This window comes from Amycolatopsis sp. NPDC102522 (assembly GCF_055584485.1).
This window is the reverse complement of record NZ_JBVJLY010000006.1, coordinates 282102-308256: the sequence shown is the minus strand read 5'-3', so window position 1 is coordinate 308256 and position 26155 is coordinate 282102. Positions and strand designations below refer to the sequence as shown.

General features: G+C 70.0%; 18 protein-coding genes. 12 read left to right on the top strand and 6 right to left on the bottom strand.

Going from position 1 to position 26155, the window contains the following annotated elements; translation table 11 throughout:
* Positions 1-47: 47 nt before the first annotated feature.
* Entirely contained in the window at positions 48-956 is a 909-nt protein-coding gene (bla, locus tag ACZ6YV_RS18065; RefSeq protein WP_465510727.1) for a class A beta-lactamase, read from the bottom strand.
* 95 nt (positions 957-1051) lie between these two features.
* Between bla and ACZ6YV_RS18060 the strand changes: the two genes are divergently transcribed.
* From ACZ6YV_RS18060 to ACZ6YV_RS18035, 6 genes are all read left to right on the top strand, one after another.
* Positions 1052-1933, top strand: coding sequence for a LysR family transcriptional regulator (locus tag ACZ6YV_RS18060; RefSeq protein ID WP_465510680.1), 882 nt, complete (start codon positions 1052-1054; stop codon positions 1931-1933).
* A complete protein-coding gene (locus ACZ6YV_RS18055) occupies positions 1930-2829 on the top strand; it encodes a serine hydrolase (RefSeq protein WP_465510679.1) in 900 nt (299 codons plus the stop codon). Before ACZ6YV_RS18060 ends, ACZ6YV_RS18055 begins: the two co-directional genes overlap by 4 nt.
* A gap of 81 nt (positions 2830-2910) precedes the next feature.
* The gene (locus ACZ6YV_RS18050) at positions 2911-3366 is read left to right on the top strand and encodes a flavodoxin family protein (RefSeq protein WP_465510678.1); all 456 of its coding nucleotides are present in this window, start codon (positions 2911-2913) and stop codon (positions 3364-3366) included.
* Positions 3367-3551: 185 nt separating this feature from the next.
* Positions 3552-4352, top strand: coding sequence for a siderophore-interacting protein (locus ACZ6YV_RS18045; protein WP_465510677.1), 801 nt, complete (start codon positions 3552-3554; stop codon positions 4350-4352).
* Positions 4353-4511: 159 nt separating this feature from the next.
* Positions 4512-6281, top strand: a complete 1770-nt coding sequence (locus tag ACZ6YV_RS18040; protein WP_465510676.1) for an alpha/beta hydrolase — start codon at positions 4512-4514, stop codon at positions 6279-6281.
* Between the two features lie 203 nt (positions 6282-6484).
* On the top strand, positions 6485-7402 hold the full coding sequence (locus ACZ6YV_RS18035; protein ID WP_465510675.1) for a helix-turn-helix transcriptional regulator: 918 nt from the start codon (positions 6485-6487) through the stop codon (positions 7400-7402).
* Between the two features lie 106 nt (positions 7403-7508).
* On the opposite strand, the gene ACZ6YV_RS18030 is transcribed toward ACZ6YV_RS18035, so the two are convergent.
* On the bottom strand, positions 7509-8777 hold the full coding sequence (locus ACZ6YV_RS18030; RefSeq protein ID WP_465510674.1) for a PucR-like N-terminal domain-containing protein: 1269 nt from the start codon (positions 8775-8777) through the stop codon (positions 7509-7511).
* 206 nt (positions 8778-8983) lie between these two features.
* Here ACZ6YV_RS18030 and ACZ6YV_RS18025 point away from each other — a divergent pair, with 206 nt between their 5' ends.
* The 5 genes from ACZ6YV_RS18025 (at position 8984) to ACZ6YV_RS18005 (ending at position 21341) form a co-directional block, all read left to right on the top strand.
* Entirely contained in the window at positions 8984-10405 is a 1422-nt protein-coding gene (locus ACZ6YV_RS18025) for an MFS transporter (protein WP_465510673.1), read from the top strand.
* A 170-nt stretch (positions 10406-10575) separates the two neighbouring features.
* On the top strand, positions 10576-12336 hold the full coding sequence (locus tag ACZ6YV_RS18020) for a fatty acyl-AMP ligase (RefSeq protein ID WP_465510672.1): 1761 nt from the start codon (positions 10576-10578) through the stop codon (positions 12334-12336).
* Positions 12333-18770, top strand: coding sequence for an SDR family NAD(P)-dependent oxidoreductase (locus ACZ6YV_RS18015; RefSeq protein WP_465510671.1), 6438 nt, complete (start codon positions 12333-12335; stop codon positions 18768-18770). Before ACZ6YV_RS18020 ends, ACZ6YV_RS18015 begins: the two co-directional genes overlap by 4 nt.
* Positions 18767-20350: an acyl-CoA carboxylase subunit beta gene (locus ACZ6YV_RS18010; RefSeq protein ID WP_465510670.1), complete on the top strand. Its 1584-nt coding sequence runs from the start codon at positions 18767-18769 to the stop codon at positions 20348-20350. The genes ACZ6YV_RS18015 and ACZ6YV_RS18010 overlap by 4 nt, the downstream gene beginning before the upstream one ends.
* Positions 20351-20363: 13 nt before the next feature.
* Positions 20364-21341, top strand: a complete 978-nt coding sequence (locus tag ACZ6YV_RS18005) for an alpha/beta hydrolase (protein WP_465510669.1) — start codon at positions 20364-20366, stop codon at positions 21339-21341.
* 542 nt (positions 21342-21883) lie between these two features.
* Here the strand turns inward: ACZ6YV_RS18005 and ACZ6YV_RS18000 are convergent.
* Genes ACZ6YV_RS18000 through ACZ6YV_RS17990 form a run of 3 tightly spaced genes read right to left on the bottom strand, consistent with a single transcriptional unit; the run spans position 21884 to position 23833 of the window.
* Positions 21884-22846 carry a pyridoxal-phosphate dependent enzyme gene (locus tag ACZ6YV_RS18000; RefSeq protein ID WP_465510668.1) on the bottom strand — a complete coding sequence of 321 codons (963 nt, stop codon included), beginning with the start codon at positions 22844-22846 and terminating at the stop codon, positions 21884-21886.
* Positions 22843-23487, bottom strand: a complete 645-nt coding sequence (locus tag ACZ6YV_RS17995; protein ID WP_465510667.1) for a helix-turn-helix transcriptional regulator — start codon at positions 23485-23487, stop codon at positions 22843-22845. The genes ACZ6YV_RS18000 and ACZ6YV_RS17995 overlap by 4 nt, the downstream gene beginning before the upstream one ends.
* Complete coding sequence (locus ACZ6YV_RS17990; protein ID WP_465510666.1) at positions 23480-23833, bottom strand: RidA family protein; 354 nt, start codon at positions 23831-23833, stop codon at positions 23480-23482. The genes ACZ6YV_RS17995 and ACZ6YV_RS17990 overlap by 8 nt, the downstream gene beginning before the upstream one ends.
* A 113-nt stretch (positions 23834-23946) precedes the next feature.
* Here ACZ6YV_RS17990 and ACZ6YV_RS17985 point away from each other — a divergent pair, with 113 nt between their 5' ends.
* Positions 23947-24693: a GntR family transcriptional regulator gene (locus tag ACZ6YV_RS17985; RefSeq protein WP_465510665.1), complete on the top strand. Its 747-nt coding sequence runs from the start codon at positions 23947-23949 to the stop codon at positions 24691-24693.
* A gap of 48 nt (positions 24694-24741) precedes the next feature.
* Here the strand turns inward: ACZ6YV_RS17985 and ACZ6YV_RS17980 are convergent, their stop codons facing one another.
* Entirely contained in the window at positions 24742-26097 is a 1356-nt protein-coding gene (locus ACZ6YV_RS17980; RefSeq protein WP_465510664.1) for an SLC13 family permease, read from the bottom strand.
* Between the last annotated feature and the right edge of the window lie 58 nt (positions 26098-26155).

Here is a 26155-nt window from a genome sequence, read left to right as displayed (position 1 = left end):
CGGTGAAACTCGCCGGGCGGACGGGGGATCCCCGTCCGCCCGGTGGGTCAGGGGAGGACCTTGACGGCGGCCGCGGTGGCTTGCGCGAGCAGCTTGTTGTCGATCTTCGCGTCCTTGTCGGCCCGGTCGGTCAGGACGGAGATGACGATCGGAGCCCGGTTCGGCGGCCATACGACCCCGATGTCGTTGCGCGTTCCGTAGCCCGCCGTGCCGGTCTTGTCGGCGACAGGCCAGCCGGGGACCCCGGCGCGGATGTTCTCGTCGCCGGTGGTGTTGGCGCGCATGATGTCGACCAGGATCTTGCGTTTGTCCTCGGGCAGCGCGTTGCCGAGGGCGAAGGCGCGCAGGCTCACGGCGAGGGCGCGCGGCGTGCTGGTGTCCCGGGGGTCGCCGGGGAAGGTGTCGTTGAGTTCGGGTTCGATCCGGTCGGCGTGGCTGGTGGTGTCGCCGATGCCCCGCAGCACGGCGTTGAGGCCCTCGGGCCCGCCGAGTTCGCGGAAGAGCAGGTTGCCGCCGGTGTTGTCGCTGTACCGGAGGGTCGCGTCGATGACGGCGCGCAGCGGCATGCCCGTCGCGACGTGCTTCTCCGTGACCGGCGAGTTGGAAACCAGGTCCTTCTGGGTGTAGGTCACCGTCCGGTCCAGATCGGCGATCGGCGTTCGCTGCAGGACACCGCCGGCGGTGAACGTCTTGTGCGTCGAGGCGTAGGCGAAGCGTTCGTCGGCGCGGAAGGCGACCTCGCGGCCTGTCGCGGTGTCCACCGCGTACACCCCGAGCCGGGCGCCGAAGGTGCGCTCGAGCTGCTCGAAGTCGGTCGTCGCGACCGAGCTCGCGGACGGTGCGGAGGCGGGCGGCTGCGCGGGAGCCGGGGTGGAACACGCGGCGAGTGACACGACCGAGAGCGCCAGCAGAGTGGCTCGGCCTGTCCACCGGCGAGAAGTGACGGACACGGTGATTCCTTTCAAGATCGTTCGATGTCCGCAGTCTGGCCAGCGCCGGTCATGCTGTCCAAGACACGAATGACCCCTTCCATGCGAATCGTGCATAGTATGTGGTCGTGGACCTGATCGGCAGCTGCCGGGCGTTCGTGAGCGTGAGTGAGGCCGGGACCTTCACCGCGGGAGCCGCGATCGCCCGCATCCCCCAACCGGTGGCGAGCCGCCGGATCGCCGCGCTGGAACGGCACTTCGGCGAGCGGCTGTTCGACCGCTCCACCCGCCGCGCGCGACTCACCCCGTTCGGCCGGGACATGCTGCCGTCGGCGAAACGGCTGGTGACCTTGGCCGACGCCATGGAGCACGACGCGCACCGCGCCAAACTGCGGCCGACGAGGCTCGCGATGCCGGGAACCTGCACCACCCGCGAGCTCGCCGAACTCGACGCGGCGGCGCGGGAGCTGGACGTCTTCCTGGAGTTCCGGCAAGCCCCGCCGCGGGAACGGGCGGAACTCGTGCGCACCCAGGAGGTCCGCGCTGCTCTCACGGTCGTCCCCGCCGAAGAGGGAACGTGGAAGGTCACCCTCGGCTTGGCCGGTGTGGGCAAGCCGCGAGCGGGCGCGTTCCACCTGGAGACGTTGCGGGTCGGCCGGTCCGGCGGCACGCCCCGCCGGGTCTGGATCCAGCCCGAGGACGACGTGCCGCATCTGCGTGACCGCCTGTTCCGGGTTCGCGATTCGGTGGGATTGCGGCCCGCGCAGGTCGCTGTCGCCGATTCGCTCACCGCGGCCGCGGCGGCCGTGTTCGGCTCGGACGATCTGCTGCTGTGCTCGACGGCCCAGGCCGCCGAACTCGGGCTGGCGTGGCGGCCCATCGGTGAGATCCAGCCGGCGCGAGGTTACGAGATCACGGCGGGGCTCGGCGAGGACGCGCAGCGGATCCGGGCACGATTGTGGCCGGACATCGCCCGGTGTCTCGGCGCGGAGGAGACGACATGAACACCGAAACGCTGCTCTCGCGGTTGCGTGCCGAACTGGACGACGGCGGCCTGCGGGGTTCGTTCCTGGTGCGGGATCTGCGGACCGGCTACGAGATCGGCATCGATCCCGAGCTGGAGTTCCCGAGCGCCTCGCTGGTGAAGATCCCGCTCGCCACGGCGACCCTGGAGCGGATCCGCCGGGGCGAACTGGACGGCTCGGCGGCGATCGACGTCCAGCCGGGCCGGGCCACCGCGCCGGGGCCGACCGGGCTGACCCGGTTCCGGCATCCGGCGAGGGTGGCGATCGACGATCTGCTGTACCTCACCATGGCCATCAGCGACGAGACAGCGGCGGACACGCTCTTCGCGCTGACGCCGCCCGCCGAGGTCACCAGGATGACGCGCGAATGGGGCGTTTCCGGGATCACCGCACGGCATCCGGTCGCGGACCTCAGCGACACCCCCGCGGAACGCTTCGACCCCGCCGACGTCCACCTCGCGCACGCGCTCGCGATCAACGCGGGTACCGCCGGGCAAGGCCATCCCGTTCCCCAGCTCGACGTCACGCGCGCGAGCTCCGGTTCGGCCCGCGCGTTCGTGAACCTGCTCGAAGCGCTGTGGAAGCCGTCCAAAGTGGACGGCGAGGTGGCGTCGAGGGTGCGCGAATTCATGGGGCTCAACCTGCTGCGTCAACGGCTGAGTCCCGATTTCGTCTCCGACGCCACGAAATGGTCGTCGAAGACGGGCACCGTGCTGAACATGCGGCACGAGGTCGGGGTGGTCGAACACGCCGACGGCGGGGTCTTCGCGATCGCCGCGCTGACCGGTTCCCGGGTACCCGCGGCGATCCAGCCGGAGGCCGAGGTTCTGATGGCCGGCGTGGCACGGGCGCTGCGCGATCACCTGCGGGCGTGACCGGGGTCACCGCGCCCGTTGTCACGATCTCCGTGTCCGCTCGGTTCTGAAGGGAAAGGACCGGCGAAGTGGAGGATTGGCATGAAGGTCGTCATCGTGTGCGTTTCGGTGTCCCACGGCAACACGGCGCGGATCGCCGAAACCATGGCGGGAGTGCTCGAAGCGCGGGTCGTGAGTCCTGAGGAAATCGACCCGGCCGACCTCGATTCCTGTGACCTCGTGGGGTTCGGTTCGGGGATCTTCAACATGGACTTCCATCCGCGCCTGCGCCGGTTCGTCCGGGAACTGCCGGAGAAGCAACGGCGGAAGGCGTTCGTGTTCACTACGAGCGGGCTGCCCGAGCCGCCGTTCCGGCGCTACACCCGCCGTCTGGCGCGGCTTCTCGGGCGGAAGGGGTTCGACGTCGTGGGTACGTTCTCTTGCCGGGGATTCGACACCTGGGCGCCGTTCAAGCTCGTCGGCGGGATTCGCAAGGACCGTCCTGGGGCGGCGGATTTCGAGGCGGCACAACGGTTCGCCGAGGGAATCGGTGGCTGATCGAGTCCGGCGCGGGTACCGAGGTCACGTCCTGATGGCGCGCCTGCAAACGTGAGCAGTCGTGCCCCTGAATCGAACTTCGCCCAGGTCCGGACGTCGTCCGCACGCCGGTGAAAGCGAGTACCCAAGAACTGAGGAAATGCTCATAATAGTGCTATGAGCTGCGAAAACACGAAGGTAGTGCAGTGATCCCGCGCCTCCGGCTGCCGGCGTCACGCAAGATGATCACGCTCGAAGTGCGAGAGCGTGTCCTCCTGAGCCCGAGCTTCGCGTCGGTCACTCTCGGCGGTCCGGCGCTGAAAGATCTCATCGTCGCGGGAACGGACCAGACGGTGCGGCTTTTCTTCCCTCGCGAGGGACAGTCCCGGCTGCGGATGCCCACCTTGTCGAACGAGGCGTGGATGCCCGAGCTGATGTTGCTGCCCAAATCGGTCCGTCCGTGGGTGCGCACGCTCACCATCCGCCGGGCGAGGCCCGCCGATGAGGAGATCGACATCGAGTTCGCCCTTCACGGGAACTCCCCGATGAGCGATTGGGCGCGCGGAGCAGGGCCAGGGGATCCCGTCGGCATCTTCGACATGGGCACGACCTACCGCCCGCCGGACGACGTCGGCTGGCAGCTCATCGTCGCCGACGAAAGCGCGCTTCCCGCGGCGTTGGCGATTCTCGACGACGCGCCGGAGTCGCTTGTCGCGGAAGTCTTCCTGGAAGTGCCGACCATCGCCGATATCCGGCGACACGACACCACCGAAGGTGTCCGAATCCATTGGCTGAGCCGGGACGATCCGGAACGGCGTCCGGGAACGCTCGCCCTCGAGACGGTCCGCCGGGCCGCGCTGCCGCAGGGGCGGTTCCACACCTGGGTCGCGGGGGAGTCCCGGCTGGCGACGTCGTTGCGACGGCACCTGGTTTCCGAACGGGGTGCGGCGAAGGCGGACATCTCCTTCGCCGGATATTGGCGACACGGCTGGTCCAGCCCCGGCTGACCCCTCGCGGTGTCGAGATCCTGCCATGTCGGGTATCCGCCATCTCCGGGCCGTGTGGGAAAGCTGATCACCGGTCTTTACTTCTCGTACGGACGTCGGGGGCTCCTGTCGAAAGGGATCATGGTGATCAGTAGTACGAGAAAGACGCGGAGAGGCACGGTGGCCGTGGTCGCCGGTGCGTTCCTGGCCTCGGGCCTGGTGCTGGCTCCCGCCGCGGGTGCGGCTCCCGCGGTCAAGGCCGACCCGGACACCGCGGCGCTCGCCGGCGCGCTGACCAAACAGGCCGTCGCCTGGGGCGAGTGCTCGTTCCCCTCGGTCGCTCCGGCGACGGAAGCCGAACTGAAGAAGGTCAAGGGCCTCGCCTGCGCCACCGTCCAGGTGCCGCGTGACTGGCACAACCCGCAGGACGGCAACACCATCGGCGTCCGCGTCTCCAAGACCGCGACCGCCTACCCCGGCACCGGCAGGCAGGGCATCGCGCTGGTCAACCCGGGTGGCCCCGGCGGCGAAGGCCTGCCGTGGGGCGCCGCGATGGCGATGCGCAGCCCCGTGTTGGCCTCGCAGTACGACTTCGTCGGCTTCGACCCTCGCGGCGTCGGCCAGAGCACCCCGCTGACCTGCAGCTACACCGTCCCGGACAGCACGGATCAGAACGTGATCAGCCGGGCGAAGGTCGAAGGCTGCCTGAAGAACCCGCTGACGAAGTTCATCACCACCGAGCAGACCGCGTACGACATGGACTTCATCCGGGTGCTGCTCGGCGAGAAGAAGACCAGCTACGTCGGCTACTCGTACGGCACGTGGCTCGGCACCTGGTACGCGACCACTTTCCCGAGCAAGGCTCACCGGTTCCTGCTCGACTCGTCGACCGACGCGAGCCGCTCGACGCTGGAGAAGACCTGGGACCTGCAGCCGCGCAGCCGTGACCGCCAGTTCCAGGAGGCGCTGCTGCCCTACGTCGCGCGCAACGACGCGAAGTACAAGGCGGGCACCGACCCGCTCGAGATCCGCCGCAACTGGGAGAAGGCGGGCGGCACCCGCGAGTTCGCGGGCATGCTCTACGCCGCCTGGTTCATCATCCCGGCGATGTACGACACCACCCAGTACCCGTCGGCGGCCTCGATGGTGGCCGCGCTGGCGAAGGGACCGGCGCCCACCGGGACCGACGCGGAGAAGCTCGACCAGGTCGTCGCGAAGGCCCTGACCACGCCCGGCCTGACCGACGCGAACAAGGCGTTCCTGACCAAGGCCAAGGGCAACGCGCTGGAGGCCATCGCGAAGAAGGACTCGGTCGAGCGCAAGGCCTCGTACCAGGGCGGCGCCGAGGTCGAGACCTGGGACGCGACGTTCGAGGCGATCCGCTGCCAGGACGGCCAGTGGAACCAGGACCTGCACTACTGGAACTACTGGCAGGCCGACCTGACCGTGAACGCGCCGTTCATCGCGCCGATCATGGCCCAGTCGGGCGCGCCGCTGTGCGCGTTCTGGCCGACCGCCAACGCCAAGCCGGCGCCGGATCAGAAGACGTTCCCGAAACTGATGATCGCGCAGACCGAACTCGACGCGGCCACGCCGTACGAAGGTGGGCTCGCCACCGCGAACGGCCTGCCGGGCGCCAAGATGATCAGCGTCGACAACGAAGGCAGCCACGGGATCTTCCCGTACAACACCGACTGCGTCGACGACCCGATCGTCGCCTACTTCCAGACCGGCCTCATGCCGAAGAAGAAGTTCACCGGTTGCCAAGGCCTGCCCCTGCCGGGTGAGGACAAGACGGTCGAGGTCGGCGGCAACCTCGGGCACGACGGGAAGATCAAGATCAAGATGATCACGCCCCAGGTGCGCAAGGCGAACGAGATCGTCCGCGAGCTGCTCGAAGGCACGGCCACCCCGGCTGCCGACGAGAAGGGTATGCCCGCCAACGCGTAGTCCCCGACAGCGGTGAAACCGAAGCTTCCGCGGGCCGATCCGGCCCGCGGGAGCTCTTCGGCGTGATCTGTGATCCTTTCGTTATCGGTTCAGGCGCACGATCCCGCCGCTTTCCCCCTCAAGACCAGTGAGCGGAAACAGTGATTCCGCAAGACCTGACATCGATGTCAGGTTCAATCCTGGGGTGGGGGAGGAGAAGCGTCATGCTCGCCGAGTCGCGAGGCCTGTCGATGGAGGCCGAGCAGCTGTACCGGGCCATGCTGGACGGGCGCCCGATCACGCCCGGTGTCGAGCTGGCCGAGCTGGAGCGGTTCGGTCTGGTCCGCGCCGGTATGTCCGGGGTCGAGGTGTGCCCGCCGCGCGCCGCGTTGTCGGCGTTCGCCGCGCAGCACGAAGCCGCGGCCGTCCGCGCACGGGAGGCGGCTGAGGTGCTCGGTGCCGCCTACTCCCTGCGGACCGGCCGGGACGCGGACTTCGTCGAAGTACTGCGCAGCCGAGACGAGGTCATCGCCACGTTCGAAGCCATGCAGACCCAGGCGGCCGTCGACATCGTCGCGCTGGACCCCGGGTCCTACATGAGCCCGAAACCCGAGGTGAGCACCGTGCAGCCGGGATCGATGTCGCGCGGCATCGGCTACCGCGTCGTCTACGACTCGTCCGTGCTTCAGGACGACGACGGCTTCGCCCAGGTGCAGTCGAGTATCGCCCTCGGCGAGCAGGCCAGGGTGTTCCCCGGGCTGCCCTTGAAGCTCGTGATCGCCGACAGCAGACGGGCGCTCATCGCTGTCCCGAACTCCGACGCCGGCGACGTGCTGGCCCTGCTGATCCATCCGTCGATGCTGCTGAGCGCGTTGATCGAACTGTTCGGCTCGTTCTGGCGGATGGCCGTGCCCGTGCTGGCGGGCGGCCCGGACGACGCCGAAGCCACACAGGAACCGACCGCCGCCACCCGCCGTCTGCTCGCCCTGCTGAGCGGAGGCCTGACCGACGAGGCGATCGCGCGCGAACTCGGCATCAGCGAACGCACGGTGCTCCGGCGGATCAGCCGCCTTCAGCAACTGCTGGGCGCGCAGACGCGGTTCCAGCTGGGAGCTCAGGCGTCGCGCCAAGGCTGGCTCTGAACGGCCGGGGTCCGGTCCGTGAAGGCCTCCTTGCCTACCTTGAGGGTAGGGAAGGGGGCCTTCACGCACTGCAGGCGACCACCGCGCCCCACGCGGTACCAGCCGCTCACTGATCGTCCGAAGTGGACTCCTCCGGCGGTCGCGTGCCCAGCAGCTGGTGTGCCCGCAACGCCATCTGGATCTCCAGGCGCTGCGCGGGATCCGTGAGGCGGTCACCGAACAGGTCGCTCAGCTGGCTGACCCGATATCGCACCGTCTGCGGGTGGATGCCGAGCGCCTGCGCGATGTCCGGCGTGCTCCCGTTGTGCTCCAGCCAGGCCAGCAACGTCTCCGCCAGCCGGATCTGCTGTTTCACCGTCAACCCGGAGAACGGTGCGAGCACCTTGTTCGACACCTCGTCGAGCAGGAACCGGTCGAGCAGGAGCCAATGGGTGGAGAGGTGGTCCGACGTGCGGGTCACCGCGCGGTCCTCGATCACGCCGCGGCTCACCAGATCGAGGGTGCGTCGGGCCCATCGCAGCGACGTCGCCGCGTCGGCCGGATGGACGCGGGGGCCGGTCGCGGCGCGCCAGCCGGGGAGCCTGCCGTCGAGGCCGCGCAGGTCGCGGCCGGGATCCGGGGTGAGCAAACAGGGTTCGTTGCCCTCCAGGTCGAGCAGGACGTCGTCGGGGACGCGCGGTGCGGGGATCTGGTGTTGTTCGGCGCGCGGGTCGAGGGCTACGACGCAGACCCAGTCCGGCATGTCCCACTTCGCGGCCTTCGCCATCGTCGCGATGGTCGCGGGGGACGACGGGGGAGTGGCGAGCAGCAGTTCGAGCAGCCGTCTCCGGCGTCGTTCGAGGGTGCCTGTCGCGGTCGCCTGCGCGAGGGTGTAGCCCTCCACCGAATGGGAGGAGATCTCGTCCACGTAAGCGAAAATCGCTTCCGCGCCGATGCACAGGACAGCCGGGGGAAGACGGTGCGCCTGGCCGAACTTCGCCACGTAACGCAACGCCGCACCGCCGCCCGCGCGATAGGCCGCTTGCAGCGTGTTCAGGCTTCCGCCGTCGCGATGCACCCGTTTGCCGACCTCGACGAACAACCGGACCCAGTCGTCCGGGGGCGAGCCGAGATCGCCGATGCTGTCGATGCAGCTGACCACAGCCTGCTCGATCGCCCGTACGAGGATCTTGCCGAACTCGCCGTCCAAGGGCTTCGCGTATTCGGGGACGGCCTGCTGGATCTCCTCCAGGATCCGCCGCGCGAGTGGGTCGGCGTGCGGCCGGAAGCGGCGGGCCACCTCGGTGGGCAGCGAGCACCAGAGCCGCTGTGCCTGTCCCGCTCCCCGCGGCTGCGGGACCAGTTGGTTTCCGGAGTTCGTGGCCGTTCTGGTCATGGCTACTCCTTGCCGCACGACGACGTACGCGCACGACATGTACTCACACGGGTGAGGAAGTTGGCAACCGTCGCGGGGAGTTCCTGTCGCGGATGCCAAGGGGCGTGGCGGAAATTGTCATGCGAGTAAGGGGTGCGGTTTCGTGAGTGGTAAGGACGGTTCTGACCGGCTGTTCTGACCGGCATTACCACTCACGAGGATGGAAAATGGAACCGACGCTGATCATGATCGCGCTCGGGGCGTTCGTCACCACCCTCGACAACACCATCGTCGCCGCGGGCGCGCCGTCGATCGCCCGCGACCTCGCCCTCGATCTGCCCACCCTGCAATGGGTGAGTATTGGGTACATGCTCCCGTTCGCCGGGCTGTTGCCGGTGGCCGGCACACTGGTCGACCGCTGGGGGCAGGCCGCGACCCTGCGGGCCGGGTTGCTCGCGTTCGGCGCCGGAGCGGCCGTCGGCGGGCTGGCCACGACGGCGTGGCTCGTCATCGCCGCGCGGGTGCTGCAGGGCGCCGCCGCGGCGTTCCTGGTCCCGGCCCTGCTCAGCCTGCTCCGCACCAATCTCGACGAGCGAAGACGGGCCGTCGGCGCGACGGTCTGGACAGCTTGCCTCGCGGTGGCGCTGGCGCTCGGCCCGACACTCGGCGGCGTGCTCAGCGAGTATCTGGGCTGGAGCTGGATCTTCTTCGTCAATCTCCCGTTCGTGGCGGCGATGCTGCTCCTGCTGCGCAAGGTCGTCACCGGCATCGGGAGCACGGCGGGCCGCGATCCGGCGGCGGGGCGGCCAGCCGTGCTCTCGATGCTGGTGGTGACCGCCGGGATGGTCCTGGTGACCGCCGCCGTGGTGGAACTGGGGGAGGGCCGCGCGCTGCTGCCCGCGGTGCTCGGGCTCGGGGGTGCGGTTCTCGCGATCTGGTTCGTGCTCAGGGAAAGACGCGCGCGCGAACGGCTGGTACCCGGGGAACTGACCGGTCAGCGGGTCTTCACCGGCGCGCTCACCGTGCAGTTGCTGTGGGGACTGGGGGTTTCGGGGGTCTTCTTCTTCACCCCGTTGCTGCATCAGGAATCCCTCGGGCTCGGACCGGTGCTCGCCGGATTGCCGCTGGTCGTGGTGGCTGTCGCGGTCGTCGCCGCGACGCCGCTGGTGCCCTGGGCCGTGCCGCGATTCGGTCCACATCGGACTGTCGCGGCGGGGCTGGCCACGGTGGCCGTCGGGCTGCTGGCGGTCGCCGCGGTCAACCAGGTCCCGGAAATCCTTCCGAGGGTTCCGGGGCTGGTGCTGATCGGGGCCGGGTCGGCCCTGACCACTCCGTTGACCTCGTACGCGCTGGAAATCGTGGCGGATCGGCACGCGGGCACCGCCTCCGGATTGCTCACCGCTTCCCGTGAACTGTCGAGCGCTCTGGGTGTCGCGCTGATCGGGGCCGTGCTGGCGGTGGTGCGCACGGCACGGCTCGACGACGGTGCCGCGTACGCGCTGGCGGAGGGGTACACGGCGGGCCTGCTGACCGCGGCGGGGCTGGAACTCACCGGCGCGCTGCTCGCGCTCCGGTTGCTGAACCCCCGGCGGGGACAAAGTCCGTCCCGAAGTGACAAGCGGGGTGCCCCGTTTCTCTCTTCCCGGTGAGCACGGCCGCACCGCCGTCAGCGTTTCACGATCCTTTCATTGACACTCTTCGCGGATGATCCATACAGTTCCGGACAGATAAAGAACGGTCTCCGGAATGGAATCCGCTTTTCGGCAACGGCGCCGTTCCGCATTCACCCGCTCCTGCTCACGTCGTCAAACGAGGGGCCATGGAAACCATTTCGGAAACGGTCGTCGCCGCCCGCGGTCGGGACGGCGCACCCGCCGGGGAGTCGTTCGCGACCCTGCTGGAGTACTGGGCGCGGAGGCTCGGCGACGAGGTCGCTGTGACCTATCTCGACCATCGCACCGGCGCGGACGGCCGGGCGGTCACCCTGTCCTGGCGCGAACTCGACGATCGGGTCGAGGCTCTCGCCACGCGGCTGGTCACCTTCGCCGCCCCGGGGGAACGGGCGGCGATCCTGGCGCGGCAGTCGACCGACTACGTCGTCGCCTTCCTCGGCGCGATCCGGGCCGGGCTGGTCGCGGTCCCGTTGTTCGCCCCGGATCTCCCCGGGCACGCGGGCAGGCTGGCCGCGGTGCTCGGCGACTGCGCGCCGCGGATCGTGCTCACGACCACCGAGGGAATCGACGCCGTCGCCGGTTTCCTCACCTCGACGGAGATCGAGCGGCCCGCCGTGCTCGCCGTCGACACCTCGACTCCGGTCGCGGCCGGTGAACGTCCCTGGCCGCGACCGGAACCGGACGCGCTGGCGTACCTGCAGTACACGTCCGGTTCCACGCGGACCCCGGCGGGCGTGATGCTGACCCATCGCAACGCGCTCACCAACGCCCGCCAGGCCTGCGACGCCTACGCGATCGAAACCGGGACCACGTCCACCGTCAGCTGGCTGCCGCTCTTCCACGACATGGGCCTGATCCTGGGCATCGGCGCGCCGATGGCCGCCGGCGCGGCCTCGGTCCTGATGGACCCGCTCGCGTTCCTCGAACGTCCGTCGCGCTGGCTGCGCGCCCTCTCGGCCAGCCCCGGCGCGATCAGCGCGGCACCCAATTTCGCCTACGCCTACAGCGCTTCCCGCGTGACCGAGGACGAGAAGAGCTACCTCGAACTGAGCCGGGTCGTCTCGCTGATCAACGGCAGCGAGCCGGTCCTGCCCGCGACCATCGCGAGGTTCCACGACGCCTTCGAGGAGTGCGGACTGCGCCCCGAAGTCCACCGGTCTTCCTACGGGCTGGCCGAGGCCACCGTGCTCGTCTCGGTCACCGAGGCGGGCAAGGCACCGCGGCAGGTCACCTTCGACCGCGAGCGGCTCGCCGCCGGGCTGGCGACACCCGCCCTTCCCGGCGCGGCGTCCACCACGCTCGTCTCCTGCGGTTTTCCCGCCGGGCAGCGGATCCGCATCGCCGATCCGGTCACCGGCGCGCTTGTCGAACCGGGGCGGGTGGGGGAGATCCAGGTGAACGGTCCGAACATCGGTGTGGGCTACTGGGGGCTGCCGAGTGCGTCCGCCGCCGTCTTCGGCCTGCCACCGGTCGATCCGGAGTCCGGCGCGGGCTGGCTGGCGACCGGAGACCTGGGCGTGCGCCACGACGGCGAGCTGTTCATGACCGGCAGGCTGAAGGACCTCGTCATCGTCGACGGCCGCAACCACTACCCGCAGGACATCGAGCAGACCGTGGAGACCCACCCCGCGGTCCGGCCGCATTCCACCGCGGCCTTCGCGATCGAGCTCGAAGACGGTGAAGCGGCCGTCGTCGTGCTCGAACAGGCCAAGGGAGCCGAGGCCGACATCGCCGTGGCGACCGCGGAGATCCGTCGAACGGTCTCGGCCACGCACGGCCTGCGCCCGCACGACGTCGTCTTCCTCGCCCCGGGCGAGGTTCCGCGCACCTCCAGCGGCAAGATCAGCCGCGCCCTGTGCCGGAAGTCCTATGTGGATGGTCTGCTGACCGCGCGGCGGCTCGGATGACCGCGGGGATCCGCGCCTGGCTCATCGCGCGCGTGGCGGAGCGGACAGGGCTGCCCGAGTCCCACGTGGATCCGGATCGTCCTCTGCACGAGAGCGGGCTCTCGTCGCGGGAGTCGATGGAGCTGGCCGCGGATCTGGGCCGGTACCTCGGCCGTCCGCTGGCTCCCACCCTGGTCTGGGAGTTCCCGACGATCACCGCTCTCGCCGACCATCTGTCCACTGTGGAACAGTCCGTGACCGCTGCCGGCGAAGGCCGTGAAGAGGAGCCGATCGCGATCGTCGGCGTCGGCTGCCGTCTGCCCGGCGGCACCGATTCGCCCGAGCAGTACTGGCGCTTCCTGGACGCCGGACGCGACGGTATCCGCGACGTGCCCGAAGGTCGCTGGGAAGGTTCCGACGAGGACTTCGGCCGTGGCGGTTTCCTGGACGACATCGCCGGTTTCGACGCCGAGTTCTTCGGCATCGTGCCGGGCGAGGCCGAGGCGATGGATCCCCAGCAGCGGATGCTGCTCGAAGTCACCTGGGCGGCGCTGGAACACGCCGGGATCCCGCCGTCCACCCTGCGGGGAACCCGGACAGGGGTGTTCGTCGGGCTTTCGGCGGGCGAGTACGGCCACCTGACGATGACCGATCCCGCCACCGTCGACGTCTGGTCCGCCACCGGGGCCGCGACGAGCATCGCCGCCAACCGGCTTTCGTACCTGTTCGACCTGCGCGGGCCCAGTCTCACCCTCGACACGGCCTGTTCGTCTTCGCTGGTGGCGGTGCATCAGGCGATGCAGAGCCTGCGCCGCGGCGAATGCGGGACGGCGTTCGCCGCCGGGGTGAACCTGCTGCTCTCGCCCGCCGTCACCGCGAGCTTCCAGCGGGCCGGGGTGCTGGCGCCGGACGGTCACTGCAAACCGTTCGACGCGGCCGCCGACGGTATCGCCCGCGGTGAGGGCTGCGGTGTGGTCGTGCTCAAACCGCTGAAGGCCGCCCGCCGCGCGGGGGACCGGGTGCTCGCGGTGATCCGCGGCAGCGCGGTGAACTCCGACGGCCGGTCCAACGGCCTCGTCGCGCCCAGTCCCGGAGCGCAGGCCGCCTTGTTGCGTGACGCGTACGCGGCGGCGGGCGTTGAACCGTCCTCTGTGGACTACGTGGAGGCGCACGGGACCGGCACCGCGCTGGGGGATCCGATCGAGGCGGGTGCCCTCGGCGAGGTGCTCGGAGCCGGCCGCGAATCCGCCCGCCCGCTCCTGATCGGCTCGGTGAAGGGGAACCTGGGCCATCTCGAAGGGGCGGCGGGGATCGCCGGGCTGATCAAGGTCGTCCTCGCGATGGTCCACCGGCGGCTGCCGCCGACACCGCACTATCGCGACCCCAGCCCGCACATCGATTTCGCCGGTCTCGGCCTGCGGATGGTCGGCACCGGGGCGGACTGGCCGCGATACTCCGGTGTCGCGCGTGCCGGGATCTCCGCGTTCGGCTTCGGCGGCACCAACGCCCACGTCGTCCTCGAAGAGTGGCCCGCCGCGTCGTTCCCCGCCCGGGAGACGGAAACCGAAGGCCCGCAGGTGTTCGCGCTGTCGGCCCGGTCGCCCGAGGTGCTCCGGGCGCGGGCCGCGGACCTGGCGGACTGGCTCGAAGAGCACCGCACGGTACCGCTGGGCGCTGTCGCCGCCACGCTCGCGCGCAGGCGTGACCATCTGCCGGTCCGGGGCGCGGTGGTCGCCGGGGAACGCGGCCGGGCCGCCGCCGCGCTGCGGGAGATGGCCGCCGTGAGGACCGGGCCCGTGCCCGACGTCGTGTTCGTCTTCTCCGGTTACGGCTCCCAGTGGCCCGGGATGGGCCGTCTCCTGCTGCGCACCGAGCCCGCGTTCCGTGCCGAGGTGGAGGCGCTCGATCCGGTGTTCCGCGCGGAGGCCGGATTCTCCCTGCGCGAGGTGTTCTCCGGCGAGCGTGACCTGCCGGATCTCGGCGAGACTCAGCTCGCGCTGTTCGGCATGCAGCTGGCCCTCGCCGGGCTCTGGCGTGCGCACGGCGTCGTCCCGGCCGCGGTGCTCGGGCATTCGATGGGCGAGGTCGCGGCCGCCGTCGTCGCGGGGGCGCTCGACGTCGCCGACGGCCTGCGCGTGATGGCCACGCGGGCCCGGCTGCTCGCGGAGGTCGACGCGACCGGCGAGGGCGCCATGGCCGTCGTCGAACTGTCGCCCGCCGAACTCGCCGGGCTGGAAACGGAATTCCCCGGGATCACCGTCGCGGTTTACGCCTCGCCGGTCCAGTGCACCGTCAGCGGCGGCGCAGAGCAGGTCGAGGCCCTGGTCTCGCACGTCGAGGGCCTCGGCAGGCTGGCGAGACGGCTGCCTGTCGGGGGTGCCGGGCATTCGGAAGCCGTCGACGCCGTCCTCGGCCGGTTCCGCGCCGAACTCGACGGGCTTTCGCCGCGACCATCCAAGATTCCCTGCTACAGCAGTGTTCTCGACGATCCACAGTGGCCACCGGCGTTCGACGTCGAGTACTGGGCGGCGAACCTGCGCCGTCCGGTGCGGTTCAGCCAGGCACTGGCGGCGGCGACCGCCGACGGGTACGGCGTGTTCGTCGAGATCTCGCCGCATCCGGTGGCGCTGGCCGCGATCGAGCAGAGCACCGGCGCCCTCGCACTTCCGTCGGCGAGCCGCAAGATCGACGAGCGCGCCGCGTTCCTGGGCACGCTCGCCCGGCTCCACACCCTCGGACTGCCGGGCGTGCTCGATGCCCGGGGCCCGCGCCCGGTGCCTGTCGAGCTGCCCGGGCCGCGCTGGCGGCACGAACGGTTCTGGCCGCCGCGCCCGGTCTCCCGGCCCGGATCCGGTGGCGCGCATCCGTTGCTGGGTGTCCACATCGAACAGCCGACCGGCGGGCACCTGTGGAGCGCGGACGTCGGGACGGCGGTGCTGCCTTGGCTCGCCGACCACGCGGCGATGGGGGTCCCGCTGTTCCCCGCCGCCGGCTTCCTCGAACTGGCGCTCGCGGCGGCCAAGGCGGTCCTGCGGCCCGGCGGGCAACTGCGCATCGGCGGTCTCGAACTGCACCGGGTGCTCCCGCTCGCCGCGCACACCGAGGTCACGACCAGCCTGAGCACCGGCTCCGGACTGTCCGAAGTGGACGTCTACGCGAGGTCCGCCGACGGCGGGTGGATCCGGCACGCCACCGCCCGCGTCCGCGACGGGGACACCGCGGTGGTGCCGTTCGGCGCCGTCGCCGGGGACGCCCGTCCGGTCGACCTTTACCAGGTGCTGGCGGGGATGGGGCAGAGTTACGGCCCCGCGTTCCGTGGGCTGAGCGGAGTCCTGGCGGTGCCGGGCAAGGCCTCGGCGTCGATCACCCCGCCCGCCGGTCACCCGGCGTATGTGCTGCACCCGGTGATCGCCGACGCCTGCCTGCACGCGCTGGCCGCGGCCGCCGGGGACGCGCTGCGCGAAGCCGACGGCGTCTTCCTGCCGCTGACCTTGGGCGAGGTCGTCCTCACCGGTGATCCGCGCCGCGGTGTCCGGGTCGACGCGGTGCTCGACTCGCTCGACCCGGCCGGCGACGGCTTGGTCGGCGGTGTGCAGCTGGTCGACGCCGACGACGTCGTCCTGGTCGAGTTCCGCGAGGTCTACTGCCGCCGGTTCCAGCGTTCGGCGCTGCCGGTGCCGATGACGGACCTGCTGTTCGAGACGGTCTGGCGGCAGGCCGCGCTGCCGACGCCGGAACCGGGCCCGCGCGGCTGGGTCGTCCTGCACGACGGCCACGAAGGCACGCCGTGGCTGACGGCGTTGCGTGACAGGCTCACCGAATCCGGGGACGAGCTGGCGACGGCTCCGCTCGGAGACCGCGCCGAGCTGACGGGACTCCTGCGATCCCGCGAGGTGACGGGAGTGCTCGTGTGCGCCGCCACCTCGGGCGTGGCCGACCCGATGCGGGCCGCGCGGGCGGTCGCCACGCTTTCCGGTGTCCTCGCCGAACTGGCCGAAGCGGTGTCCGCCCCACGGTTGTGGCTGGTCAGCGCCGGTGCGTCGGCCATCGAACCCGGTGAGCGTGGCGACCCCGGCCAGGCGTGGCTGCGCGGGCTGGTCCGGGTCCTCGCCTTCGAACATCCCGAACTGAGGGCGAGCCAGGTCGACTTCGACGCCGAGCCCGATCCCGCCCGGCTGTGGGTCGGCAGGCTGGTGGCGGAGATCCGCGCGGACGCGCCGGACGACGAGATCGCCTGGCGCGAGGGCGTCCGGTACACGCGGCTGCTGGCCCGTCCCGAACTCGGCGAACCCCGCCGCGAAACCGTTGTGCGAGAAGGCGCGTACGTGATCACCGGTGGTCTGGGCGGCCTCGGCCTGGTCGCGGCGGACTGGCTGGCCAGGCGTGGCGCGACCAGGCTCGTCCTCTCCGGTCGCCGCGGCGCGACCTCCGAGATCGAACCGACGCTGGCGGACCTGCGTGAACTGGGCGCGGACGTCCGCGTGGTGGCGGGTGACATCGCCGCACCGGGGACAGCCGAGGCGCTGGTCGCGGCGGCCACGGAAGGCGGCCTGCCGATGCGAGGTGTGCTGCACGCGGCCGGTGTGCTGTCCGACGGCGCCGCGATCGCCGTCGAAACCGGCGCTGTCGAGGCCGTTTGGCGGGCGAAAGCGCTGGGAGCGTGGCGGATTCATGAGGCGACGGCCGGACACGACCTCGACTGGTGGCTGACGTACTCGTCGGCGGCCACGCTGTTCGGGTCGCCGGGGCAGGCCGCCTACGCCACCGCGAACGCGTGGGTGGACGCCCTCGTCGCGTGGCGCAGGGCCGCCGGATTGCCGGCGGCGACCATCGGCTGGGGAGCCTGGGGCGAGGCGGGAGCGGCCGTCGGCAGCCGCAACCCGGTACTCGAACCGCTCGGCACGGAGGAGGCCCTGGCGGCGATGGACGCCGTGCTGGGGCGTGACCGGGCGGCGACCGGGATCGCCCGCGTCGACGCCGGGACCGTACTGGCCTTGTTCCCTGGTCTGGCCGCAAGGCCGTTCTTCGAGACCCTGGTACCGAAGGAAGAACCGGACACCGGACAGTCCACTTGGGACGGATTGGACACCTTGAGGGCCGTGCTGCCCGAAGCCGCCCGCGAGATGCTGGCCGACTATCTGGCAGGGCTCGTCGCCGGGATGCTCGGCCTCGCGGCGGACGAGATCGACAGGCAGCTGCCGCTCACCCAACTCGGCTTGGACTCGCTCACCGCCATGCGCGCCAAAGGCGTCGTGGAACGCGATTTCGGCCTGCTACTGCCGATCCCGCTGCTGTTGCGCGGTGCCGGTCTCGCCGAACTCGCCGACCATCTGGCCGACCAGGCCGGGTTCGGCGGGGGAGGCTCGCGACAGCCCGGTCCCAGCGTGGTGGTCGGACCCCGTGATCCGGCCGAACGCTGGGTCGCGCGGCTCTGGCAGGCGGAATTGGACGGCGACGAGCCCGGCGTCCACGACGATTTCTTCGCCGCCGGAGGCGATTCCGATGGCGCGGAAAGGCTGCGGTCGGCGTTCGCGGGCCGGCTCGGCGACGTCCCCGGCAGCGATCGGCTCTTCGCCACACCGACGATCGCCGCGATGGCCGACCTGCTGCGTGACCGGCTCGAGGGGCGCGGGGGTTGCCCGGTCCGGCCGCTGCGCGAAGGCGGCACGGATCCGGTGTTCCTGTTCCATCCGGCGGGCGGGCCGACGAGCGTCTACGACGGGCTCGTCCGCCTGCTGCCGGAGGGCAGGTCCGTCTACGGGCTCGAACGGATCGACGACGAGGACACCGTCGAGGGCAAGGCCGAGTGCTATCTCGAGCTGATCCGCGAAATCCAGCCGCAGGGCCCGTACCGGCTGGGCGGCTGGTCGTTCGGCGGCTGCCTCGCCTACGAGACGGCCCGGCGGCTGACCGCGGCGGGGGCGCGGGTCGATCTCGTGGTCATGATCGACAGCATCCTGCCGCTGCCCGCGCCCGGGATACCGGCGCAGGAGATCCTGCTGGACCGGTTCGACCGGTTCGCCGAACACGTCGAGCAGACCTACGGTGTCCCGCTGGACATCCCGCGCGAAGACCTCGTCCTGCTCGGCGACGACGAACAGATCCGGCTGGTGATCAGCAGGCTGGCCGCGCGGGTGCCCGGGATGGGCCAAGGAGTGCTGCGGCACCAGTACGAGTCCTATGTGGACGCACGGGTGGCCGAACGCTACGCCCCGGAACCGTATGCCGGGCCGGTGCTGCTGGTGCGCGCGCGGGAGCCGCATCCGCTGACCACCACCCTCGACCCGCGTTACCTGCGCACCGACGACGCCCTCGGCTGGGACGCGTTCTGCGCGGATCTGGAGATCGTGCGGGTCCCGGGCGATCACCTGTCGATGATCGACCCGCCGCACGTCGAGGTGGTCGCCGAAGCACTCGCGGCGCGGCTCGCGGCACCGAGGGCGGCGCGGCCATGACCGACGTCCCGTTCGCTCCGACGACGGCGTTCCGCATCGCCGATCTCGCCGCTCGCCAGGATGAAGCCGTCCGCATCGCGGAGAAACGGGCCGTCGACCGGCAGCACACCAAGGGCAAGCTGACCGCGCGCGAACGGGTCGAACTGCTGATGGACCCGGGTTCCTTCGTCGAACTCGACCAGTTCGCCCGGCACCGGTGCGCCGAGTTCGGGATGGACGCCAACCGGCCCTACGGCGACGGCGTGGTGACCGGGCACGGCACCGTCGACGGCAGGCAGATCTGCGTGTTCTCCCAGGACTTCACCGTGTTCGGCGGCAGCATGGGCGAGGTCTTCGGCGAAAAGGTCCTCAAGGTGATGGATCTGGCGATGACGCTGGGCTGCCCGGTGGTCGGGATCAACGATTCCGGCGGCGCCCGGATCCAGGAAGGCGTCGTCTCGCTGGCCTACTACGCCGAACTCGGGCGGCGCAACGCGCTGGCCTCCGGCGTCATCCCGCAGATCTCGCTGATCATGGGACCGTGCGCGGGCGGCGCGGTCTACTCCCCGGCGATCACGGACTTCACGGTGATGGTCGACGAGACCGCGCACATGTTCGTCACCGGGCCGGACGTCGTGCACGCCGTCAGCGGCGAGCGGGTCACCGCCCAGCAGCTCGGCGGCGCCGCGGTGAACAGCGAGATCTCCGGGAACGCCCACCACCGGGCCACCGGCGAACAGGACGCGATCGACTGGGTGCAGACCCTGCTCGGCTACCTGCCGTCCAACAACCTCGACGCCGTCCCGGAATATGCCGACGAGACCGCCCCCGAACTCACCGCCGCCGATCTCGAACTCGACCGCCTGGTACCCGATTCGCTGAACCAGGCCTACGACATGACCGAGGTGCTCTCGCGGCTCGTCGACGACGGCGAGTTCACCGAGGTGCACAGCGCCTTCGCGCGCAACATGATCTGCGCGTTCGGCCGGGTGCAGGGCCGCACCGTCGGCGTCGTGGCCAACCAGCCGCGGCATCAGGCGGGCGTGATCGACATCGACGCCTCGGAGAAGGCAGCCCGGTTCGTGCGGTTCTGCGACGCCTTCAACATCCCGATCCTCACCCTCGCCGACGTCCCCGGCTATCTGCCCGGCGCCGCGCAGGAACGGCACGGGATCATCCGCCGCGGCGCCAAACTGATCTACGCCTACGCCGAGGCCACTGTGCCGAAGGTGACCGTGGTGATCCGCAAGGCCTACGGCGGCGGCTACGCGGTGATGGGGTCGAAGCATCTCGGCGCGGACGTCAACATGGCCTGGCCCACCGCGGAGATCGCGGTGATGGGTGCCGAGGGCGCCGTCCGGGTGCTGCACCGGCGCGAACTGGCCGCGATGCCGCCGGAGCAGCGGTCCGCCGAACGAAGACGGCTCACCGAGGCGTACCGCAAACGGCATTCGAACCCGTACCTCGCCGCGGAACGCGGCTACGTCGACCAGGTCATCGCGCCGTCGCAGACCCGCCTGCAGGTGGCGAGGGCCCTGCGCGCGCTGCGGACCAAACGGCAGACCCTCCCGGCCAAGAAGCACGGCAACATCCCTTTGTGAGCAAGGAGAAGCGATGAACCGAACGCGGCGATGGGGCCTGCTGGTGTTGTCCATGGTCGCTCTGCTCGGCAGCTCGATCCCCGCGGTCGCCGCTCCCGCGCAGGTCACCGCCGACAACGGCGCGAAGGTGGTCGAGGAGACCTGGCTGGACGCGCGGACGGTCGACCTCAAGATCAGCTCGCCCGCGCTCGGCACCACCGGCATGGTCCGCCTGCTGGTCCCGACCGGCTGGTCCGCGCAGCCCGCGCGGACCTGGCCCACGCTGTACCTGCTGCACGGCTGCTGCGAACCGGTCGACTACCGCTCGTGGGACCAGTTCACCGACGTCAAGGCGTTCACCGCGGACAAGGACGCCCTCGTCGTCATGCCGACCGGCGGTCCCGCCGGGATGTACACGAAGTGGTGGAACTTCGGCCTCAAGAGCACTCCGGACTGGGACACCTTCCACACCCTGGAAGTACGGCAGATCGTCGAACGCGGCTACCGGGCCGGCACGCGCCGGGCGATCGCTGGACTGTCGATCGGCGGTTACGGCGCGCTCGCGTATTCGTACAAGCACAGGGGCATGTTCGCCGCGGCGGCGTCCTACAGTGGTGTTCCGCACACGCTGTACCAGGGGATTCCCCTGTTCATCCAAGGGATCCTGGCCCGCGCGGGGATCTTCAACTACCTCGAACTCTGGGGCGACAGTTGGGGAATGCGGCCGCTGTGGTCGGCGAACAACCCGTACGACCACGTCGACGACCTGCGCGGCACGGCGCTCTACCTGTCGTGCGGGAACGGCAAGACCGGCCCGCTCGACCCGCCGGGCCAGTCCGACATCCTCGAACCCCAGGCGCTGGGCGCCTCCGTGAGCTTTACGGATCGGTTGAAGTCCAAAGGGATTCCGGTGACCGTCGACTACTACGGCGACGGGACGCACAGCTGGCCTTACTGGCAGCGGGCGCTGCGTAACTCGTGGCCGGTGCTGGCCAGCGGGCTCGGCCTTTGATCCGGCCCTCGTGAGTGGTACGGACGGTTCTAACCTTCCTTACCACTCACGAGGGCCTGGGCCCCACCACGGTTCGGCATCCTGGTCGCCTGAAGTACGTGAAGGCCCCCTTCATTGCGCCTAGCGCTGTGAAGGGGGCCTTCACGTACTTGGGGGAGGTGTGAAGCCGAGGGAAGGGGGCCTTCACGCGCAGCCGCAGGGACTGCTGTTGCGCGTGGGGCGAGTGTGGCGATCGGCAAGTCCGGACCCGCGATCAATTGCACCAGAATCCAGTAGGTACCTAAGATACTTTTGGCCCTAATCGTCGTTACCACTCACGAGTCACCTTGCTTGGCGTCCTGGGGCACTTACGTACTTGGCGCGAACACGGCCATCGGACCTCTGGCCAAGCGCGAGCGGGTGTCCCCAATGCGGCGTTGGGGACACCGAGCGTCCCCAACGCCACATTGGAGACACCCGCTGCCCAGCCTGGCGGATCCCGAACCCGCGACAGCCTCGTGAGTGGCAAGGACGGTTCTAACGCGCCTTACCACTCACGAGGGTTACTCGGCCGCGATCAGTTCGGCGAAGCGTTCCGGGCTGACGTTCCCGCCGCTGATGATCACCCCGACCCGGCCCGAAACGGGAATCCGGCCGCTGAGCAGCGCGGCGAGACCGGTCGCCCCGCTCGGCTCCATGACGAGCTTCAGCCGCTCGAACGCGAACCGCATCGCGTCCCGGACCTGGTCGTCGGTGACCAGGGCGATCTCGTCGACGAGCCGCTGGTTGATCGAGAAGGTCAGTTCGCCGGGAATGGAAGCGGCCTGGCCGTCGGCGATCGTGCGCGGCACCGGGATCGACACGCGTTCCCCGGCTTCCAGGGAACGCTGGGTGTCGTCACCCTCGGCGGGTTCGACACCGACGACCCGGATGCCGGGCCGCACGGCCTTCGCAGCGGTCGAGCTGCCCGCGATCAGGCCGCCACCGCCGACAGGGACGACCAGGGTGTCCAGGGAATCGGTGTCCTCCAGCAGTTCCAGCGCCGCGGTGCCCTGCCCGGCGATCACGTGCGGGTGTTCGTACGGCGGGATGAGTGCGAGGCCGCGTTCGGCCGCGAGCGCTTCACCGATCGCGACACGGTCGCCGGTGTACCGGTCGTAGGTGACGATCTCGGCGCCGTAGCCCGCGGTGGCGTCCTTTTTGGACTGCGGGGTGTCCTCCGGGATCAGGATGACCGCGCTGCTCCCGAGTTCCCGCGCGGCGAGCGCGACGGCTTGGGCGTGGTTGCCCGAAGAGTAGGCGGCGATGCCCTTGGCCAGCTGCTCCGGCGTGAGCCGGGAAGCGGCGTTGTACGCGCCACGGAACTTGAAAGCCCCGACGCGCTGGAGGTTCTCACACTTGATGAAGACCTCGGCGCCGACGCGGTCGTCGAGGGTGCGGGAACGCACGACCGGGGTCCGGTGCGCGACACCGGCCAGGCGGGCGGCGGCGTCGCGGATGTCGTCGATGGTCACGGCGGCGGTCATGATGCTCCTTGATCACGGATTTCGGAGAGATAGTTGTATGCGGAGGCGCGGGAGATCCCGATCCGGGCCGCGACCTGCGGAACGGCCCGTCGGACGGCGAAGACGCCACGCGCGTGCAGGCTGCGGAACAGGTCGAGACGTTCGTCGCGGCTGAGCGCGGCCCACGGCTTGTTCAGCCGGAGCTGGTGTTCGTCGACGATCGCGTCCACCACCGCGTCGACGTCGTCGCCGAAGGTGGTGGTCGGCGTTTCGGCGGTGGTGCCGACGTCGGCGAGTTCTCCGACCAGGGTTTTGAGCTGGCCCAGAGCGGTGACGTCGAGGTTCACGCACAGCGCGCCGAACACCGAGCCGCCGCCGTCACGCAGCAGCATCGTCGAAGACTTCACGAGCTTCCCGGACGCCGTCCGCGTGACGTAGTTCAGCTGGTCTTCGGCGTCGTCGCCGCGGGCGAGCAGACCCATGCCGATCTCGCTCATCGACCCGCCCACGCTGCGGTCGGTGACCGAGCCGGCGATCGCCACCACCGACTGTTCCGGGCGCCGGAAGTCGTGCACCACGACCTCGCAGAACGAGCCGAGCGTCGCCGCGATGCCGTCGGCGACCGGGGCGAGCGCGTCGAGGATCGCGTCCTGCTCAGACATCGCGTACTCGGGCGAGAGCCTCGACTTCGACGACGCCGCCGTAGGGCAGCGACGCGACTCCGACGCAGGTGCGGGCGGGCCGAGGCTCGGAGAAGAACGCTTCGTAGACGCGGTTGAGGCCGTCGCGGTCGGTGATGTCGGTCAGGTAGACGACGACCTTCACCACGTCGGCGCGGCTCGCGCCCACCGAGTTCAGCGCGGCGTCGAGATTGGCGAAGGCCCGCGGGCATTCGGCGTCGAATCCGCCGGGTACCAGTGCTCCGGTCTCGGTCACGCCGAGCCGTCCGGAGACGGAAACCAGATCGCCGCTGCGGAAGGCCGGGGGATACGGATGCTCGTTGGTCACAAGACTGACCGTATAAGCGTTGGACTAAAAGTCCAAGCGGAGGAGAAGTGACATACCGCTCACGCGGGAAGTACGTGACTGATATACCGTATACAGAAAGGAAGGGGGCCTGGATGACCACGAGTTCCGCAGGAGCCGTGCAGTACGAGGACGGCCGGATCATCGTGCCGCCGAGCATGGCCGACCTGGCCACGCAGGCGCTGCGCGCGATGATACTTTCCGGCGAGCTCCCGCCCGGCACGCGTTTGGTCGAGGCCAAGCTCACCGAGCGGCTCGGGGTGTCCCGCCCGCCGTTGCGCGAAGCGTTGCAGGTCCTGGCGTTCGAAGGGCTCGTCGTGCCCCATCCGCGGCGCGGGGTCATCGTCCGTCCCCTGACCCGCCACGACGTCTACGAGATCATCACCTTGCGCGAAGAGCTCGAAGCCTTCGCCGTCCGGATCGGGATCCCGGTCCGCTCGCCGGAGCGGCTGCAAGCCTGCCGGAACGCCTTGGCCGCTTTCGAGCAAGCGGGCCTCGACGGCGACGAAGGCGTCTTCACTCAGCGCAAGTACGACTTCCATCAGTCGATCGTCGCGCTGGCCGGACATGAGCGCGTCACCGAGGCGTATCGCGCGCTTTCGCTGCAGATGCAGCTGTGCATGGCGCTCAACCGCAGCGCTCGCCGCGACGCGGAATCGTTGCTGCAGAACGTCGAGCGGCATCGCGAACTGCTCACGATCATCGAGGGCGGCGATCCCGAAGCGGTGCTGAAGGCGCTGGCCGATCACGGTCACAGCAGCTTCCTCGACGAGGTGGTGGACCAGCTCGACGGCGGCACTCCCGACTCCGAGCGCTGGCTCGCCGAACGCCGGGGCCGATAGCTGAAGGGCGCTTTCCTCGCATCTCATGCGGGGAAAGCGCCCTTCAGCTCAGCCCCAGCCGGGCAGGATGAACAGCAGCCAGGTCGTGACGGGCGCGATCACGCACATGCTGAAGCCCCAGATCATCAAGCCGCGGAACACCTTGTCGTTCTGACCGGCCGGCGCGTTGGCCACGACCAGGGCACCGCTGGTCGAGAACGGCGACGAGTCGACGACCGAAGACGAGATCGCCAGCGCGATGATCATGCTGACCGCGCCGACCTCGCCCGCCAGCAGGAACGGCACGGCCAGGGGGATGAGCGCGCCGAGGATCCCGGTCGTGGACGCGAACGCCGAGACCACCGCGCCGATCGCGCAGATCAGGATCGCGGCCAGCAGGGGCGAGCCGATCTGCGTCACGAGGTTGCCCAGCCAGTCGATCGTGCCGACCCGCTCCATCAGTGACACGAAAGTGACGATCCCGCAGATCAACAGCACGGTCGGCCACGCCACCTCGCCGACGGCCGCCTTCGCCGACCCCGGCGAGACCAGCGACAGCACCGTCGCCACGGTCAGCGCGGTGAAGCCGACGTCGAGCTTGAACACCAGCGCGCCCACCGCGAGCGCCGCCAGTCCGATCAGGGTGAACACGTGGTCGCGGGTGAGCGGAAGGCGCTCCTCGGGCTCGTCGGTTCCGCCGCTGGAAGGCGTGGCTTCGCCGGGATCATCGGTGATCGTCGCGCCCGCCGACGAACCGCTCACCGCCAGCGCGGGCTGCGCCGCCACGGCGGTCACCCGGGTCTTGGCGGCCGATGACCGGCGGATCAGTTCGCGGCCGCCGAAGAGGAAGAACACCACGATGCTCAGCACCAGGTTGAAGGCGAAGGAAGACACGAACAGCAGCCCCGGATTGCTCGGCAGGTTGTCGCGGGCGACGACGCCGTTGACGATGCTGCCGAAGATGCTGATGGGGGAGAAGCCGCCCGCGCTGGCGCCGTTGATGATCAGCAGGCCCATCAGCATCGGGTTGATCGAGTAGCGGCGGGCGAAACCCATGCCGATCGGGGCGATGATCGCCACCGCCGCCGGCACCACCGCGCCGACCGCGGTCAGCGTCGCGGTGACCACGAACATCACCCAGGGGATCAGGGCGATCCGCCCGCCGACGGCGCGCACCACCAGGTGCACGAGCCGGTCGACCGTGCCGTTGCCTTTGGCTATCGCGAACAGCAACGTCACCCCGACCAGGATGACGAAGAGATCTCCGGGAAAGCCCGAGACGATGTCGTCGGTGCTTTCCCCGACGAACGCCGTGCCGATCACGAAAGCCGCGACGAACGCCAGCGCTCCCATGTGGACGGGGAGCACGGTCGCGATCAGGAACACGAGGGCGAGCGCCACGACTGTGACGAGTTGTATGGACATCTGAATCCTCTGCGGTCGGCGCTGACACATCCAGGGACTTGAAGTTGTTTCCGGGTAC